12 protein-coding genes are annotated in these 16,104 nt (G+C 60.6%); 5 read left to right on the top strand and 7 right to left on the bottom strand.

All coding sequences use genetic code 11. The features are described from left to right. Positions 1-123: 123 nt before the first annotated feature. Positions 124-2,544, bottom strand: a complete 2,421-nt coding sequence (gene pheT / locus PUT78_RS10720) for a phenylalanine--tRNA ligase subunit beta (protein WP_274352261.1) — start codon at positions 2,542-2,544, stop codon at positions 124-126. Between the two features lie 51 nt (positions 2,545-2,595). Beyond that, the gene (locus PUT78_RS10715; protein ID WP_274352260.1) at positions 2,596-3,375 is read right to left on the bottom strand and encodes a DUF1013 domain-containing protein; all 780 of its coding nucleotides are present in this window, start codon (positions 3,373-3,375) and stop codon (positions 2,596-2,598) included. Positions 3,376-3,520: 145 nt separating this feature from the next. On the opposite strand from PUT78_RS10715, the gene PUT78_RS10710 reads away from it, so the two are divergent. After that, positions 3,521-4,183 (top strand): ribonuclease T2 family protein, encoded by a 663-nt coding sequence (locus PUT78_RS10710; protein ID WP_274352259.1) that lies wholly within the window; start codon positions 3,521-3,523, stop codon positions 4,181-4,183. Positions 4,184-4,209: 26 nt separating this feature from the next. Here PUT78_RS10710 and PUT78_RS10705 read toward each other — a convergent pair whose 3' ends face one another. Further along, a complete protein-coding gene (locus tag PUT78_RS10705) occupies positions 4,210-6,348 on the bottom strand; it encodes a hybrid sensor histidine kinase/response regulator (RefSeq protein WP_274352258.1) in 2,139 nt (712 codons plus the stop codon). Between the two features lie 279 nt (positions 6,349-6,627). Here PUT78_RS10705 and carB point away from each other — a divergent pair, with 279 nt between their 5' ends. The 4 genes from carB (at position 6,628) to PUT78_RS10685 (ending at position 12,739) form a co-directional block, all read left to right on the top strand. Then, the gene (gene carB, locus PUT78_RS10700; protein ID WP_274352257.1) at positions 6,628-9,960 is read left to right on the top strand and encodes a carbamoyl-phosphate synthase large subunit; all 3,333 of its coding nucleotides are present in this window, start codon (positions 6,628-6,630) and stop codon (positions 9,958-9,960) included. 88 nt (positions 9,961-10,048) lie between these two features. Next, positions 10,049-10,864, top strand: coding sequence for a WecB/TagA/CpsF family glycosyltransferase (locus PUT78_RS10695; protein ID WP_274352256.1), 816 nt, complete (start codon positions 10,049-10,051; stop codon positions 10,862-10,864). Next, complete coding sequence (locus PUT78_RS10690; protein ID WP_274352255.1) at positions 10,861-11,862, top strand: hypothetical protein; 1,002 nt, start codon at positions 10,861-10,863, stop codon at positions 11,860-11,862. The genes PUT78_RS10695 and PUT78_RS10690 overlap by 4 nt, the downstream gene beginning before the upstream one ends. 43 nt (positions 11,863-11,905) lie before the next feature. Beyond that, positions 11,906-12,739, top strand: coding sequence for a glycosyltransferase family 2 protein (locus tag PUT78_RS10685; protein ID WP_274352254.1), 834 nt, complete (start codon positions 11,906-11,908; stop codon positions 12,737-12,739). Positions 12,740-12,981: 242 nt separating this feature from the next. Here the strand turns inward: PUT78_RS10685 and PUT78_RS10680 are convergent, their stop codons facing one another. The 4 genes from PUT78_RS10680 to PUT78_RS10665 are packed head-to-tail and all read right to left on the bottom strand — an operon-like array spanning position 12,982 to position 16,092. Then, entirely contained in the window at positions 12,982-13,746 is a 765-nt protein-coding gene (locus tag PUT78_RS10680; protein WP_274352253.1) for an ABC transporter permease, read from the bottom strand. Then, entirely contained in the window at positions 13,743-14,474 is a 732-nt protein-coding gene (locus tag PUT78_RS10675) for an ABC transporter ATP-binding protein (RefSeq protein ID WP_274352252.1), read from the bottom strand. Before PUT78_RS10675 ends, PUT78_RS10680 begins: the two co-directional genes overlap by 4 nt. Beyond that, a complete protein-coding gene (locus tag PUT78_RS10670) occupies positions 14,471-15,145 on the bottom strand; it encodes a TenA family protein (protein ID WP_274352251.1) in 675 nt (224 codons plus the stop codon). The genes PUT78_RS10675 and PUT78_RS10670 overlap by 4 nt, the downstream gene beginning before the upstream one ends. Continuing rightward, positions 15,142-16,092, bottom strand: coding sequence for an ABC transporter substrate-binding protein (locus PUT78_RS10665; RefSeq protein ID WP_274352250.1), 951 nt, complete (start codon positions 16,090-16,092; stop codon positions 15,142-15,144). Before PUT78_RS10665 ends, PUT78_RS10670 begins: the two co-directional genes overlap by 4 nt. Between the last annotated feature and the right edge of the window lie 12 nt (positions 16,093-16,104).

The raw sequence follows: 16,104 nt of genomic DNA, 5'->3' as shown, positions 1-16,104 counted from the left end.
GCAACGCGCTGACAGGCTGCACCCGCGGCCTGTCAGCGCAAATGCCGACATGCAGGCATTGCCGGGCCTGATGCGATCAGGCACCGGCGTTTTATCCGGCGAAAACGCTATCCGCGCCAGATATCAGCTGCGCAATGTTCCGCCAGTGGCCTTCTGGACCTTTTCGACAATCTTGCGGCTGACCTGATCGATATCATCCTCGGTCAGGGTCTTGTCACTGGGTTGCATCCGGACCGTGATGGCCAGTGATTTCTTGCCAGCGCCCAGTTGCGCATCGGCTTTCGGCCCTGCGAATTCGTCGAAAACCTGAACGCCCGAAATCAGCGCCTTGTCTGCACCAAGGGCCGCATTCACAAGATTCAGCGCCTCGATATCTGCATTCACGACGAAGGCAAAGTCACGGTCCACAGGCTGCAACGCGCTGCTGTTCAGCGCCTGCCGCGAGGTTTTGCGCGCTTTGGGCATGGGCGGGTTTTCCAGATAGACCATGAAACCAACAACCGGCCCTTTGACGTCAAACGCTTTCAGGACGCGCGGATGCAATTCGCCAAACACCGCCAGCGGCAGTTTCGGTCCAAGCGAGATAACGCCCGCACGACCGGGGTGAAACCATTCCGGCAGGTTGCGGTGAATCTGGAACTTGACCGGCGCGCCGATGGCCGACAGCACCGCTTCGGCATCAGCCTTGGCGTCATACAGGTCCACCGCGCGGCGGCTGCCGAACGGGTCACGCGGCGCAGTCGCACCAACCAGAATGCCCGCCGCCTGAATATGCTGCTCACCGGGTTCGCCGCCGGAAAACGCTGGCCCCACTTCGAACAAGGCCAGATCAGGCGCACCACGCGATTGGTTCCGGCTGGCCGCCTGCAACAACCCGGGCAACAAATCAGGGCGCATATGCGTCATTTCCGATGAAATCGGGTTTTCCAGCCGCACATCATCCGCGCCACCGCCAAATGCCGCAGCGGCGGTACTGTCAATGAAGCTGTAGGTCACGCATTCATTATAGCCCAACCCCGCCAACATGCGCCGCGCTGCGCGTTCGCGTGTCTGCAAAGGCGTCAGAATGGAGCGCGGTACACCGGCCTGCACACGCGGCAAGGGCTTGCCCTGCAGCTTGGTCAAGGATGCGATACGCGCGATTTCTTCAACCAGATCGGCCTCGCCGTGAATGTCCGGCCGCCAGCTGGGAACGAACGCCTGATCACCATCCAGCCGGAAACCCAGCGCGGCCAGCGTTGCGCGCTGGTCGTCTTCTGCAATCTCCATGCCCACCAATGACCCGACGCGCGCGGCGTCAAACCGATAGGCGCGCGTTGTGTCCGGCACCGCGCCATCCACAACAACCGCGGACGGGGTGCCGCCGCACAGGTCCAGCACCATCTGCGTGGCCAGTTCCAGCCCGTCAAGGGTGAAGGCAGGGTCGACCCCGCGCTCAAACCGATAGCGCGCATCCGAATTGATCTTCAGCGCACGGCCCGTCGCGGCAATGGTTATCGGATCCCAATAGGCCGATTCCAGAAACACATTCACCGTGTCCGCAGTGCAGCCGGACTGCGCCCCCCCCATGATGCCCGCAATGCTTTCGGGACCGTGATCATCGGAAATCAGCATCTGACCAGCCGCAAGCGTATAGGTCTTTTCATCCAGCGCCGGAATTTCTTCGCCACCCTGCGCGGGATGAATGCGCAGACCACCCTGCACCTTGTCGGCATCGAAAACATGCAACGGGCGATTCAGGTCGAAGGTGAAATAATTGGTAATATCTACCAGCGCGGAAATCGGGCGCAGCCCGATGGCCCGCAGGCGCTTTTGCAACCAGTCCGGCGACGGACCATTGGTCACACCGCGAATGACGCGACCGGAAAAAAGCGGGCAGCCCTTTTCCTTCAGTTCAGGCGCGATGGTCACGCTGACCGGGCTGGGAAACTGGCCTTCAACCGCTGTCACAGCTAGCGGTTTCAACTTGCCCAGACCACGCGCCGCCAGATCGCGGGCAATGCCGCGCACGCCCAGCGCATCGGGGCGGTTTGGGGTAATCGCGATATCGATCACCGGATCATTCAGGCCCGCATAGTCGATATACCGCTGACCAAGGGGGGCATCATCCGGCAGGTCAATGATACCATCATGATCTTCAGACAGCATCAGTTCCCGTTCGGAACACAGCATACCATTGCTGGCCTGCCCCCGGATGACACCGGGTTTCAGGTCAACACCGGTGCCGGGAACATGGGTGCCCACCGGCGCAAACACACCGCGCAAGCCCGTGCGCGCATTCGGCGCGCCACAGACAACCTGCACTTCTTCTGAAGGCGCATCTGGTCCGTTTGGCCATGTTTCCACACGGCACAGCCGCAACCGGTCCGCATCCGGGTGCTGCACAGCTTCGATCACGCGCGCGATGCGGAACGCCCCAAGCGTTGCAACAGGGTCGGTCACTTCTTCGACTTCAAGACCCAGATCCGTAAGCGCATCGGCGATCTGGTCCAGCGTGGCATCAGTTTCCAGATGATCCGCCAACCAGGACAACGTGAATTTCATAAAACTTCCCCAATTATGCGTCCCACAAGGGCAAATTCGCGTTTTCAGGTATCAGCGGTCCCGTGGGTCGGTGCTGTCGTCATCTTCTTCATCTGCATCATCGGGCAGGTTGAAGAAACTTTCAGCATCGCTGTAATCGGCCGGGCGCGCAGTGTCTTCTTCATCATCCGATTTCAGGTCGTTCATGGTGAAGTTTTCCAGACCGGCAATGCCTGCGGGCATCTTGGGTTCGGGGTCCATGTCAAGCGACTGTTCGGTCGATACCAGTTTGCGGCGCTCGTCATCGGACATGAAGCCACCTTCGGCAGCGCGCTTGGCGGCAGATTTCTGAACTTCCTTGTCCAGTTCTGACTGCCGGCACAGGCCAAGCGCCACCGGGTCAATCGGTTGCAGGTTGCTGATGTTCCAGTGCGTGCGTTCCCGAATCGCCTGAATGGTGCTGTTGGTGGTCCCCACGAGGCGCCGGATCTGCGCATCCGCCAGTTCTGGGTGGAACTTGACCAACCACAGGATCGACGCAGGACGGTCCTGCCGTTTGGACAGCGGCGTATAGCGTGGACCGCGACGCTTTTCCTCGCCTTCGGCAGCGGGGTTATACTTCAGCTTCAGCTTGTAGCGGGCGTCATTCTCGCCACGGTCAATTTCGATCTGGTCAAGCTGGTTATTGGCAATAGGGTCAAAGCCCTTCACGCCACCGGCCACATCACCATCGGCGATTCCCTGCACTTCCAGTTCATGCAGTCCGCAAAAATCTGCGATCTGCTTGAAGCTGAGAGTCGTGTTGTCCACCAACCAGACAGCGGTTGCCTTTGGCATCAGCGGTTTCGACATGACATGCACTCCTGTCATTTGGCACACCAGACGTGCGCACATAAATCCTTCCCGCCGGAGAATCGGCCGCAGGGCGAACCTGCTTATCCTCGATTTCGGGGAATGGCTGGGTTATAGCGAGAACTGGCTGCAAGGGAAAGTGAAAATGCGGGCAGTTTTCGGGGTCGTTATTCTGGTGTTTGTGCTGGCGGCCTATGCTGTGCTGGACGGGACACCTGCAGCACGGGCACCCAACGCACAGGGCCACGACGGATATTTTATATTGTCGATCAGCTGGACACCAAGCTGGTGCGCCTATGAAGGCGACAGCCGCAATGACGACCGCTGCGCGCGCGGGTCCGGTGCCGGGTGGCTTGTACACGGGCTGTGGCCCCAGAATGCAGACGGCACCTGGCCGGAATTCTGCGACAGCAGCCAACCTGCACCCAGCCGCGCGCAGACTGCGGGCATGACAGACATCATGGGGTCATCGGGTCTGGCCTGGCACCAATGGCGCAAGCACGGCACCTGCAGCAACCTTTCAGCCGACGCATATTTTGCCGCCATGCGCAGCGCATTCAATGCAGTGCAACTTCCCCCCGGTGCGGGGCCTCAGGACCAGCGCGTGCAACCTGCGGACCTGATGGGTGCGCTGAAACAGGCCAACCCGGATATGCAGGGTGACGTGGCATTCCTGACCTGCCATTCGGGCAGGGTGCAGGAACTGCGCATCTGCCTGTCACATGACCTTGGCCCCACGCGCTGCGACGCCCGGACGCTGGAACGCGCCTGCGCGGCGTCCCCTCTTGTCATGCCAGCTGTCCGGTAACGGCCTCGGGGGGCGGAATTCCGCCCCTATGCCATGCTGACGACCCGTGTCAGGGCCGCAAGAAGGTCTTCGCGCCGCAGGGGTTTTGTCAGACAATCATCGAAACCGGCGGCGCGGTAACCCGCAATCTGGTGGGACATGGCATTGGCGGTGAAGGCAAGCGCCGGTGTGTGTGGCAGCCCGCGCAGGCTTTCTTCTGTGCGGATCGCATTCAGCAATGTCACGCCATCCATACCCGGCATGGAAATATCCAGCACAAGAACATCGAACCGGCCTTGCTTGAATTTTTCCAGCGCCGCCAACCCGTCATCGGCCATCACGGCTTCAGCGCCAAGCTGGCCAAGCATAATGCCAAGAATCATCTGATTGGTCCGGTTGTCATCCGCGACCAGAATCGACAACGGCGGCAGCACAGATTTTTCAGACGACGCCCCGCGAGAGGGGGGGGGACGGTATTTCACATCCGCCTGTTCCGCTGTGGCGACGGGCAGCGGCAGATTGATCGTTATTTTCGTCCCCTGCTTTTCACTGCTGTCCAGCGTGATCGTTCCCTCCATCATTTCGACCAGACGCTTGACGATGGACATCCCGAGGCCGGTACCGCCGAACCGGCGTGAAATGGAACTGTCCGCCTGCGAAAACGGGTCGAACACCCGCTGCAACTGCTTGCTTGTCATGCCGATACCGCTGTCTTCGACACATAGCCGTATCATCTTGTCATCCAGCGCAGACAGCCAGACATTGACGTAACCCTGCTGCGTGAACTTCACTGCGTTGCTGATCAGATTATGCAGAATTTGCGTCAGGCGCTGCGGGTCGCCCAAACGCAGCGCTCCGACAGGATCGTGGCTTCGCACGCTGAAGGACAACCCCTTTTCCGCGGCGCGCAGGGTGTGAACCTCCTCGATGCGGCGGGCCAGATCGCTCAGCTGAAAAGGCACCGCCTCCAGTTCCAGCGCGTCGGCTTCGATCTTGCTCATATCCAGCAGATCGTTGATGATCCCCATCAGCAATGTGCCCGAATTGCGCAATACATTGATCATCTGCAGGCTGGTCTTGTCTTCGACGGTTTCAGCAAGAATATCTGCGATGCCCAGAACACCGTTCAGCGGCGTGCGGATTTCATGGCTCATTTTCGCCAGGAAGTTCGACTTCGCAATATTCGCGCGGCGCGCTTCATCCAGCGCAGCCTCCCGCGCCTGTTCCGCGGTGACCAGCGCCGTCACATCGCTAACCGCATAGACGACACGTGCCGCCTGTCCATCCGATGTGGCTATAGGGGCGGCATTGAAGGACGCATAGCGCACCCCGTCGTCGCAATGCAGGGCGACGCGGTGGTTCTGAACCATGCCCCCGGTCCTTTGCACCAGCGCGAATGGTTCATCTTCTTCCTTCACCCGCTCCCCGTTCAGGTCCGTCATCTGCCATTTCGGGCTGTTATACATTTCGCCCATCATGAATTCGCGCGACGCGCCCAGAACGGTTTCCGCAGCGTCATTGGCGTAGATGATGCGCCCTTCTTCTGACATCACGACAAAACCTGTCGCACTGGTGCTGACGATACCTTGAAGGAAGGCACGTTCGCTGGCCAGTTCGTCCTGCGCACGGCGCATATCGAGTGTCGCCTGACGGCGCAACAGAACCGACATCACCACATCCGCAAAGGACCGCAGCAGATATATTTCGCCCGGCAGAAAGGCACCGGGCATACTTACGCTGTCAAACCCCACCAACCCGAAAAAGCGCCCCTCATCCAGCATCGGCACAATCAATACCGACCGGATTCCTTGTGATGCCAGCAATTCATATTCCGCGCTTCCCGGTTCAAAATGGGCGATATCGGGCGCGTGAATGACCTGCCCTGCCGTCATGGGAACGCGAATATCTTCCAGTTCACGAATGGGCAGGGCTTGCAGATGTTCCTTCATCCGGTCAATGCCATCAGCACACCACTCATGCGAGTTTCGCGCGTATTCCCCTTCTATAACAAATACATAAGACCTGTCGCGCCCGGTGAAAGCACCCAGCTTGGATAGACCATCGTCAATGGCGGCATCGACTTCATCAATGCTGGCGGAAAGCAATCGGTTAATGAGTTCGACCACCAACCCCTGAATGTCAGTCAGACGCGCTTCATTGCCATAGGGTTTTATATCGGCTGTCATGTCGTCCTGTTTTGCACCCATCCCTGGCCATAACATCTGATCAACATTAACAAATTCTTTCATGAACACACCAATGAAATAAAATTAAATCGTCCACTTTCTGACATACTACTATGGTTGAGTGAATTTCGCCAACCAATCGTTTTACGCGATGTTAACATTCCACGGCTGCATCGAACAGGGGTTGCACCGCCGCATGCCTTGGATATAACGCGCGCAATTTACACGGTGCAATAATGCGCTGTGTTATTTGCTGCGCGCGCCATCCAGGGGTCCAACATGCCGAAAAGAACCGATATCCAGTCCATCATGATCATCGGTGCGGGGCCTATTGTCATCGGACAGGCCTGCGAATTCGACTATTCCGGTGCGCAGGCCTGCAAGGCGCTGCGCGAAGAAGGGTATCGGGTGATTCTCGTCAACTCCAACCCGGCAACAATCATGACCGATCCCGGCCTTGCCGATGCGACCTATATCGAACCCATCACCCCTGAAATTGTCGCGAAGATCATCGAAAAGGAACGCCCCGATGCGCTGTTGCCCACCATGGGCGGCCAGACCGGGCTGAACACGTCGCTGGCGCTGGCGGATATGGGCATTCTGGACAAGTTCGGCGTCGAGATGATCGGTGCCAAGCGCGAAGCCATTGAAATGGCCGAAGACCGCAAGCTGTTCCGTGAAGCAATGGACCGGCTGGGTATTGAAAACCCACGCGCAACCATTGTTGCAGCCCCCAAACTGCCCAACGGGAAATACGACATCAACGCAGGCGTGGCCGAAGCGATGGCCGCCATCGAATATGTCGGCCTGCCCGCGATCATCCGTCCCGCCTTTACGCTGGGGGGCACGGGTGGCGGTGTGGCCTATAACCGCGATGATTACGAACGCATCTGCCGGTCTGGCCTTGATGCATCACCCATGGCGCAAATTCTGGTCGATGAATCCCTGCTGGGCTGGAAAGAATACGAAATGGAAGTCGTGCGCGACCGCGCCGACAATGCCATCATCGTCTGCTCCATCGAGAATGTGGACCCGATGGGCGTGCATACAGGTGATTCCATCACCGTCGCACCCGCGCTGACGTTGACCGACAAGGAATACCAGATCATGCGCAACGGCTCCATCGCCGTGCTGCGTGAAATTGGCGTCGAAACCGGCGGGTCCAACGTGCAATGGGCGATCAACCCCGAAGACGGGCGCATGGTCGTGATTGAAATGAACCCGCGCGTGTCGCGGTCATCTGCGCTGGCATCCAAGGCGACGGGCTTTCCGATTGCGAAAATCGCCGCGAAACTGGCCATCGGCTATACGCTGGACGAGTTGGACAACGACATCACCAAGGTCACGCCAGCCAGTTTTGAACCGACAATCGACTATGTTGTCACCAAGATCCCGCGTTTTGCGTTTGAAAAATTTCCCGGCTCAAAACCCGAACTGACCACCGCCATGAAATCCGTGGGCGAGGCGATGGCAATTGGCCGTACCTTCCACGAATCCATGCAAAAGGCACTGGCCAGCATGGAAACCGGCCTGACCGGGTTTGACGAAATCGCCATTCCCGGTGCGCCGGACAAGGCGTCCGTCATCAAGGCCATTTCCGCGCAGACACCCGACCGCCTGCGCCTGATCGCGCAGGCCATGCGCGAAGGGCTGTCAGATGATGAAATTCAGGCCGCAACCGCGTTTGACCCATGGTTCCTGAGCCGCATCCGCGAAATCATCGACGAAGAGGCACGGATTCGCGCCAATGGCCTGCCCCTTACCGCCGAGGGCCTGCGCGATCTGAAGATGCTGGGCTTTACCGATGCACGCCTTGCGGCCCTGACCGGCCGGGACGAAGGGCAGGTGCGCCGCGCACGCCGCAATCTGGGCGTAACGGCGGTGTTCAAGCGCATCGACACCTGTGCCGCCGAATTCGAGGCCCAGACCCCCTATATGTATTCAACCTATGAAACCCCTGTCATGGGCGATGCCGAATGCGAAGCGCGCCCGTCAGACCGCAAGAAAGTGGTCATTCTGGGTGGTGGTCCCAACCGCATCGGTCAGGGGATCGAATTTGATTACTGTTGTTGCCATGCTTGTTTCGCGCTGACGGATGTTGGCTATGAAACCATCATGATCAACTGCAACCCTGAAACGGTTTCAACCGACTACGACACCTCGGACCGGCTGTATTTTGAACCGCTGACGCTGGAACATGTGCTGGAAATCCTGCGTGTGGAACAGGAAAACGGCACGCTGCGCGGGGTGATCGTGCAGTTTGGTGGCCAGACGCCGCTGAAACTGGCCAATGCGCTGCAGGAAGAAGGGATTCCGATCCTTGGCACCAGCCCCGACGCCATTGATCTGGCCGAAGACCGCGAACGCTTTCAGGCGCTTCTGAACAAACTGGGCCTGAAACAGCCCGTCAATGGTATCGCATCCAGCCCGGAACAGGCATTTGCGATTGCGCAAAAGGTGGGCTACCCGCTGGTCATCCGTCCATCCTATGTGCTGGGCGGGCGTGCGATGGAAATCGTGCGCGACGATGCGCATCTGGAACGCTATATCCGCGACGCGGTGCAGGTATCGGGCAAGAACCCGGTATTGCTGGACAGCTATCTTGTCGGCGCAGTGGAGGTGGATGTCGATGCCCTGTGCGATGGTCAGGCCGTCCACGTCGCGGGCATCATGCAACATATCGAGGAAGCGGGCGTGCATTCCGGTGACAGTGCCTGTTCCCTGCCGCCTTATTCCCTGTCGCAAGACATTATCACTGAATTGCACCGCCAGACCGAAGCCATGGCACGCGGCCTGAATGTTGTGGGCCTGATGAATGTGCAATTCGCCATCAAGGATGATGTGATCTATGTGCTGGAAGTGAACCCCCGCGCCAGCCGCACAGTTCCCTTCGTCGCCAAGTCAACAGACAGCGCAATCGCGTCAATTGCGGCACGGCTGATGGCGGGCGAACCGCTGTCGAACTTCCCTATGCGCGCGTCACTTGATGGCGATGTCAAACCCACCGAACCACTGCCCATGGGCGATCCGCTGACACTGGCAGACCCGCAGACGCCGTGGTTTTCGGTCAAGGAAGCTGTCTTGCCGTTTGCGCGCTTTCCGGGCGTTGACACCCTTCTGGGGCCGGAAATGCGTTCAACCGGCGAGGTCATGGGCTGGGCACGCAATTTCGCGCGCGCCTTCTACAAGGCGCAGCTTGGTGCAGGCGTGACCCTGCCCGAAAGCGGCAAGGTCTTTGTGTCGATCAAGGATTACGACAAGGGACCGATGATGCTGGAAACCGCGCAGTCACTGATTGAACTGGGCTTCCGGATCGTCGCAACGCGCGGCACGGCCAACTGGCTGGGGGAACAAGGCGTCACCTGTGAGATCGTGAACAAGGTCTATGAAGGGCGGCCCAATATTGTCGATCTGCTGAAAAGCGGCGAGATTGCAATGGTCCTCAATACCACCGAAGGGGCGCAGGCGATTGACGACAGCCGCGAAATCCGTTCGGTCGCCCTGTATGACAAAATTCCCTACTACACGACCGCCGCAGGCAGTCATGCCGCGACGATGGCAATGCGTGCCCGCGCCGAAGGGGAAATCGGGGTGCGTGCCCTTCAAGGTTAGGGTGCGCATCGTCCCTTGGTGCCCATGCAAAAGAATTATGGTGGTCTGTCCCTACTTCTGCCAGAATTTCAGGCCATGATCTGACATTATGACTGTCAAACTTGCGGGACCAGGAACGCCTATGTCGCAGCAATGCCACCCAGTGCGTGACGACGGGAACAGCACGGATGTGCTGATCCGGCTTTTCGGGCTGCCCTTGCTGAGTGCGTCAGAGGCGCAAGCAGTCGGAGCGCTTCTGGGGCGGGCAAAATGTCGTGCGGCCTTCGTCAATGCGCATTGCGTCAATGTCGCATACCGGAACCCCGCATACCGGCGCGCGTTGGACAGCGCCGATCTGTTGTTGCCCGACGGGGCGGGCATTGACCTGGCCGCGCGCTGGCAGGGGGCACGTCTGGCCGCCAATCTGAACGGAACCGACCTGTGCCCACTGCTTCTGGCGGAAGCCGCGCGCCGCGGATTATCGGTTTTTTTGCTTGGGGGGCAGGCAGGCGTCGCCGCAGATGCGGCAAATGCATTGTCGCGGTCCTTCCCTGATCTGCGCATTGCCGGAACGCTGGACGGTTTTGCACAAGCCACCCCCGAGGTGGCCATTCCCACCATCAATGACAGCGGGGCGGACATTCTTCTGGTGGCGATGGGTGTGCCTTTGCAGGATCTTTGGCTTGCACAGTACGCACCCGCCCTGCGCCCCCGGCTGGTTATGGGCGTGGGCGCGCTGTTTGATTTTCTGGCCGGGCGGGTGCGGCGTGCCCCGCGCTGGATACGACGCATACGGATGGAATGGGCGTGGCGGTTGGCGATGGAACCGCGCCGCATGTTCGGCCGCTATGTCATCGGCAACCTGGTGTTTCTGTGGCGGGCCAGACGCGCTGCACGCCTGGCAAAAACGGGGCAAGACCTATGAACCGGCGCGGCGCGGTTTTGGGCATGGCGGGCTTGTCAGGTGTCGCAGGTGCAGGACTGTGGTGGCTGTACCCACGCCCCCCCGCACAGCTGACGGACGATGCATTTCGCGCAAGTTACGCACACCCGCTGCCCGCACCGGCAACCGGACTGCCAGTGTACCACCTTGGCCACAGCCTTGTGGGCCATGATATGCCCGCGTTCATCGCGCAACTGGCCGAAAGCGCGGGCTTTGCCGGGCATGGCTTTCACAGTCAGCTGGGCTGGGGCAGCAGCCTGCGCGACCATTGGGATCCCGCGCATCCGGTGAACGGGTTTGCGGAAATGAACGCCACGCAACAGACATGGCGCGACCCGCATGAAGCGCTGGAATCAGGCGCATATGACGCCTTCATCATGACCGAGATGGTCGAACTGAACGATGCCATCCGCTGGCACGACTCCCCGCGCCACACTGCATTATGGGCCGCAACGGCCCGCCGGAATGCGCCCGGTATACGCATTTACATGTATGAATCATGGCCCCATCTGACCACATTGGACGACTGGCTGCACCGGCTGGACAATGACCCGGAAACCCTGTGGGAAGGGACCATTCTGGCGGGCGCGATGGCGCAGCCCGATACAGGCGTCATCCATGTCATCCCGGCAGGCCGCGTCATGGCCGCCCTGACCCGCGCGGTGGCAGCACAGGGCGGGCTGGCCGGTATGCCCGACCACACCGCCCTGTTTGCCCGCACCCCCACGGGCGAGTTGGACCCCATCCACCTGAGCGATATGGGGAAATATCTGGTCGCGCTTACGCATTTTGCAGTGCTGTATCACCAGGACCCGCGCGGATTGCCGCATGCACTTCTGCGTGCCGATGGCAGCCCCGCGCAGGCCCCATCGAATGAACTGGCGGACCTGATGCAGGCTATCGTCTGGTCGGTCGTGCAATCCGTGCCGGAAACGGGGCTGGCGATTGCCAATCCGCACATGCAAAGGGCCACGCAATGACACTTTGCACTGGCTGTAGTGAACACATGCGGGGCGCGCGGCCATGACCGGTCTTGTGTCCGTCATCATTCCTGCCAGCAACGAAGGGCAATATATCGGCACTTGCCTGAAGGCTGTTCTGGCGTCCCGCCCGCTGCCGCAGCACGGACTGGAAGTTGTGGTTGTTGCCAATGGCTGCAGGGATGACACTGCCACAATCGCGCAGGGTTTCACCGCGATGGCGCAATCGCGCGGCTGGTCGCTTCATGTTCTGGACCTGCCCGAAGGCGGCAAGATCAGGGCATTGAACGCAGGAGAGCAGCGCGCAAGCGGGCATATCCGCGTTTATCTGGATGCAGATGTTGTCGTCAGCCCCGATCTGCTGGCCGAATTGGCCAGCGCATTATCGGTTGATCAGCCGCGCTATGCGGCTGGCACAGCGCAGATTCCCGCCCCCGCCAGTTGGGTTACCGCACGCTATGCCCGCTTCTGGCAACGCCTGCCCTTCGCCAGAATGCAGGCCGCAGGCTTTGGCCTGTTCGCAGTCAATGCTGCGGGGCGGCAGCGCTGGGGGCAGTTTCCCGACATCATTTCCGACGATACCTTCGTCAGGTTGCAGTTCACCCCGCAGGAACGTATGCAAGTGAACGCCCGATATGACTGGCCAATGACCGAAGGTCTGGCGCGGCTGGTCCGCGTGCGGCGCAGGCAGGATCAGGGCACTGCGCAGCTGGCAGCGCTGTTCCCCGCCCTGATGCAGAACGAAGACAAACCACACCCCGATTTTCTGGCCTTGCTGAAGGCCGACCCTGTCGGGTTTTGTGTCTATGGATTTGTCTCGGTTATTGTGCGGCTAACGCGTAAACGCGACAGCACCCATTGGGCGCGCGGGCGCTGAACGTCAGAGGGGCCCGCAAGCCCGCGTTGTTTCAGGTGAGCAGGGGTCTTTGGGCTGCGTATAAAGCCCGCGCTATCGGCGGGCCGGGGTCTGCCGATCCCACGTTGGAGACGCTCACTTTATGCAGGCGGCATACTCCGACAACCAAGTCTTGGTGTGACGCTGGCGGTATCGGCCTTTGCCCCGCGCCTTTGGGGGCCCAATGACCGTTTCAGATCAGACCGCAGCGAACAGACAGGTGGTCACCCGACCCTGCCCTTCCGGCCGGGGCGGGCCAGTCTGCCTATGATGGTTTCAAATGTCAGAAACAGTATAAGGCTAAGGGCCGCCAGAACGACAAGGGATGCAAACATCAGGTCGGTCTGCCCGCGACCATTCGCCATCAACATCAGGTAACCCAGCCCCCGCGACGACCCCACCCATTCACCGATCACCACCGCGAAAGGCGCATAGACCACCGCAAGGCGCAAGCCCGATGCCAGCGACGGCAGTGCATGCGGCACCTGCATCCAGATCAGGCGTCGCACGGGTGTCGCCCGCATTAGCTGCGCCATATCCGCCAGCGGTGCGGGCAACCGCATCAGACCGTCGAAAAATGCCGATGTGACGGGAAAATAGATCACCAGCATGACCATCACAATCTTGGACGGCGCCCCATAGCCCAGCCATAATGTCACCACAGGGGCCAGCGCAAAAACCGGAACGGCCTGCGCGAAAATCAGCATCGGGCGCAGCAACAGGCGCGCACCGGGTGACAGCGCAAGGTTCAGCGCGGTTGCCACCCCAAGGGCCACACCTGCGGCCAGCCCGGTCAACAGATTGACCGCAGTAAACCGCGCATTCTGCGCCAGCATGGCCGCATTGGCCCACAGGCTTTCGGCGACGCGGGCGGGGCCGGGCAGGATGAAGGACGGCACGCCACTGGCCCAGACCACGCCCTGCCACAGCGCCAGACCGAACCCCAGTGCCAGCAGGCCGCGCAAAAAGGCCCCAAACGCGCCGATCATGCCGCCTGCATGCCCTGCAACCGCGCCAGCAGGCGTGCCTGCATCGCCAGTGTTGCATCATCGCAGTAGCTGCGCGGGGGCGGCGCGGTTGCGGGCAGGTCCAGCGCTTCTGCCCCGCCGGAGGACAGCAGCCATGCCCGGTCCGCCAGCCGCACCGCTTCCAACGGGTCATGGGTAATCAGAACAACAGTGCGCGTGGCCAGCATGCGCGCCGCCAGATCCTGCATTGCCAGTCTGGTTGCCGCATCCAGCGCCGAGAATGGTTCATCCAGCACCACGACGGGGCAATCCTCTATCAAGGTGCGCGCCAGCGCGACACGCTGGCGCTGTCCGCCCGACAATGTTCCGGGGCGGCGATGTGCCATTCCCACCAGTCCCAGTTCCGCCAGCAAGGCACGGGCGCGGGCGGTATCAGGTTTGTCACCGCGCAAACGTGCGCCAATGGTGACATTGTGCAGCACACTCGCCCATGGCAAAAGCTGCCCGTCCTGCGCCATCATGGCAACCTGTCCCCGCAGGGACACCCCATCGCTGGACCGGCACGCCCCTTGCAACCGGAACGGCCCCGGCAGACCCGCGATCAACCGCCCCAGTGTGGATTTCCCGACCCCGGACGACCCCAGAAGGCAGGACCACCGCCCTGCGGGGAAATCCAGCGCCAGATTGCGGATCAGTGGCGCAGTCTCCAGCCATAAATCGCCATGCAGGTGCAGGCCCGGCGCGGTCATACGCCCGCAAGCCCCATGTCCCAGAACCCCACTTCCAGCCGTGTGGCCATCGCGAAATGGTCTGACAGGCGGGCAGCGCGCGGCAGGCTATGCCATTGTGCACCCAGACGATGGACCAGCGCATCATCAATCAACGCGCCCACATCGTGGCACAATTGCTGATACCCCGCACCCCCATAGGTTTCGATCCAGTCCGAATACGGCCCGCCAGACCCCGCCAGCCGCGCACCGATTTCGCCATAGCCCAGCACACAGGGCGCAAGCGTTGCCATCAGGTCCAGAAAATCCCCCGAATAGCCCGCTTCCAGCACATAACGGGTATAGGCCAGATTGGCGGGCGCTTCGACAGTGGCTTCCAGTTCTGCGGCATCAATCCCCTCTCTCGCGCAGATTTCCACATGCAGAGGCATTTCGTGATGGACCAGCGCATGGACCGTGGCGGATGCCGCGCGCATTTCCGACAAGCTGTCGGCTTTGACTGCAGCCAAGGCCCATGCGCGGGAAAAATGCATCAGGAAAACATAATCCTGTTGCAGGTAATGCAGGAAATTCGGGCGTGGCAAATCCCCCTGCCGCACCGCTTCGACAAAGGCATGATGCGTGTATTCGCGCCATTGTGGTGCCTGATCCCGCCACAGGGCAAAAGCACGGCCATAATCCGGCGCGGTCATTCCCCGCCCCCTGCTGTCACATCAACTGCCAGTTCACTGACCGGCAACCCACCTGCTGTTGCCCCACGCTGCGCCAGAAACGCTTCGAACCGGGCATAGCGGCCTGCGTCAAGGGCGGCGGGGCGTGTGGCGAAACGTGGCCATGTGTCACCCCAGGCGCGGATGTTCAGTTCGGTCTGCAATTCGGCTGCGGTGGCCGAAAATATATTCCATGCCTGCTGGGGGTGATTCAGGATGAAGCCCGTCGCGCGCTCCGTCGCATCCAGAAAACGCGCGATCACCTGCGCATCCATGCGGTCGGGGTTGGCGACATAGATCAATTCGTCATAGGCAGGCACGCCTTCCGCTTCGGGGTAGAAGCAGCGCCCTTCGGTGCCTTCGATCTGCAGCTGGTTCAACTCGAAATTCCGGAATGCCCCGATCACACCATCCACCTGTCCCGACATCAGCGCGGGCGAAATGGACCAGCCGATATTGATCTGCTCGACATCACCCGGTTCCAGCCCGTTATGGGCCAGCATGGCATTCAGCATCACTTCCTGCACACCGGCCACGGCAAAGCCCACTTTGCCGCCGCGCAGATCTGCCATGTCCTGAACCGGCCCGTCCGCAAGTACCACAAGGCATGTCAGCGGTGTGGAAATCAGCGTCCCCACCCGGCGCAGGGGCAGGTCGTTATGGCGGCTGAGATGCAGTTGCGGCTGATAGGAAATCGCCAGATCGACACGGCCGGCCGCAACCATGCGCGGCGGGTCATTGGGGTCCGAGGGGGTAACGGTTTCCACCTCCAGCCCCGCATCTGCGAAATAGCCCAGTTCCTGCGCAAGAATGATGGGCGCGTGGTCGGGGTTTACAAACCAGTCCAGCATCACGCTAAGGCGGTCCTGTGCTGCGGCTGGCAGGGCAGTGGTGACGACAAGCGCCAGCGCGGCAAACGGGTATTTCATGGTGTTCCTTTC

Origin of the sequence: Roseinatronobacter alkalisoli (assembly GCF_028745735.1) — a bacterium.
Taxonomy (GTDB): Bacteria; Pseudomonadota; Alphaproteobacteria; order Rhodobacterales; family Rhodobacteraceae; genus Roseinatronobacter; species Roseinatronobacter alkalisoli.
This window is presented reverse-complemented; position numbering and strand designations above follow the sequence as displayed.

Coding starts and splice junctions, on each gene's coding strand:
- PUT78_RS10715 (WP_274352260.1), bottom strand. CDS start 3,375: ATGTCGAAACCGCTGATGCCAAAGGCAACCGCTGTCTGGTTGGTGGAC.
- carB (WP_274352257.1), top strand. CDS start 6,628: ATGCCGAAAAGAACCGATATCCAGTCCATCATGATCATCGGTGCGGGG.
- PUT78_RS10680 (WP_274352253.1), bottom strand. CDS start 13,746: ATGATCGGCGCGTTTGGGGCCTTTTTGCGCGGCCTGCTGGCACTGGGG.
- PUT78_RS10695 (WP_274352256.1), top strand. CDS start 10,049: ATGACTGTCAAACTTGCGGGACCAGGAACGCCTATGTCGCAGCAATGC.
- PUT78_RS10710 (WP_274352259.1), top strand. CDS start 3,521: ATGCGGGCAGTTTTCGGGGTCGTTATTCTGGTGTTTGTGCTGGCGGCC.
- PUT78_RS10705 (WP_274352258.1), bottom strand. CDS start 6,348: ATGACAGCCGATATAAAACCCTATGGCAATGAAGCGCGTCTGACTGAC.
- PUT78_RS10690 (WP_274352255.1), top strand. CDS start 10,861: ATGAACCGGCGCGGCGCGGTTTTGGGCATGGCGGGCTTGTCAGGTGTC.
- PUT78_RS10675 (WP_274352252.1), bottom strand. CDS start 14,474: ATGACCGCGCCGGGCCTGCACCTGCATGGCGATTTATGGCTGGAGACT.
- pheT (WP_274352261.1), bottom strand. CDS start 2,544: ATGAAATTCACGTTGTCCTGGTTGGCGGATCATCTGGAAACTGATGCC.
- PUT78_RS10665 (WP_274352250.1), bottom strand. CDS start 16,092: ATGAAATACCCGTTTGCCGCGCTGGCGCTTGTCGTCACCACTGCCCTG.
- PUT78_RS10685 (WP_274352254.1), top strand. CDS start 11,906: ATGACCGGTCTTGTGTCCGTCATCATTCCTGCCAGCAACGAAGGGCAA.
- PUT78_RS10670 (WP_274352251.1), bottom strand. CDS start 15,145: ATGACCGCGCCGGATTATGGCCGTGCTTTTGCCCTGTGGCGGGATCAG.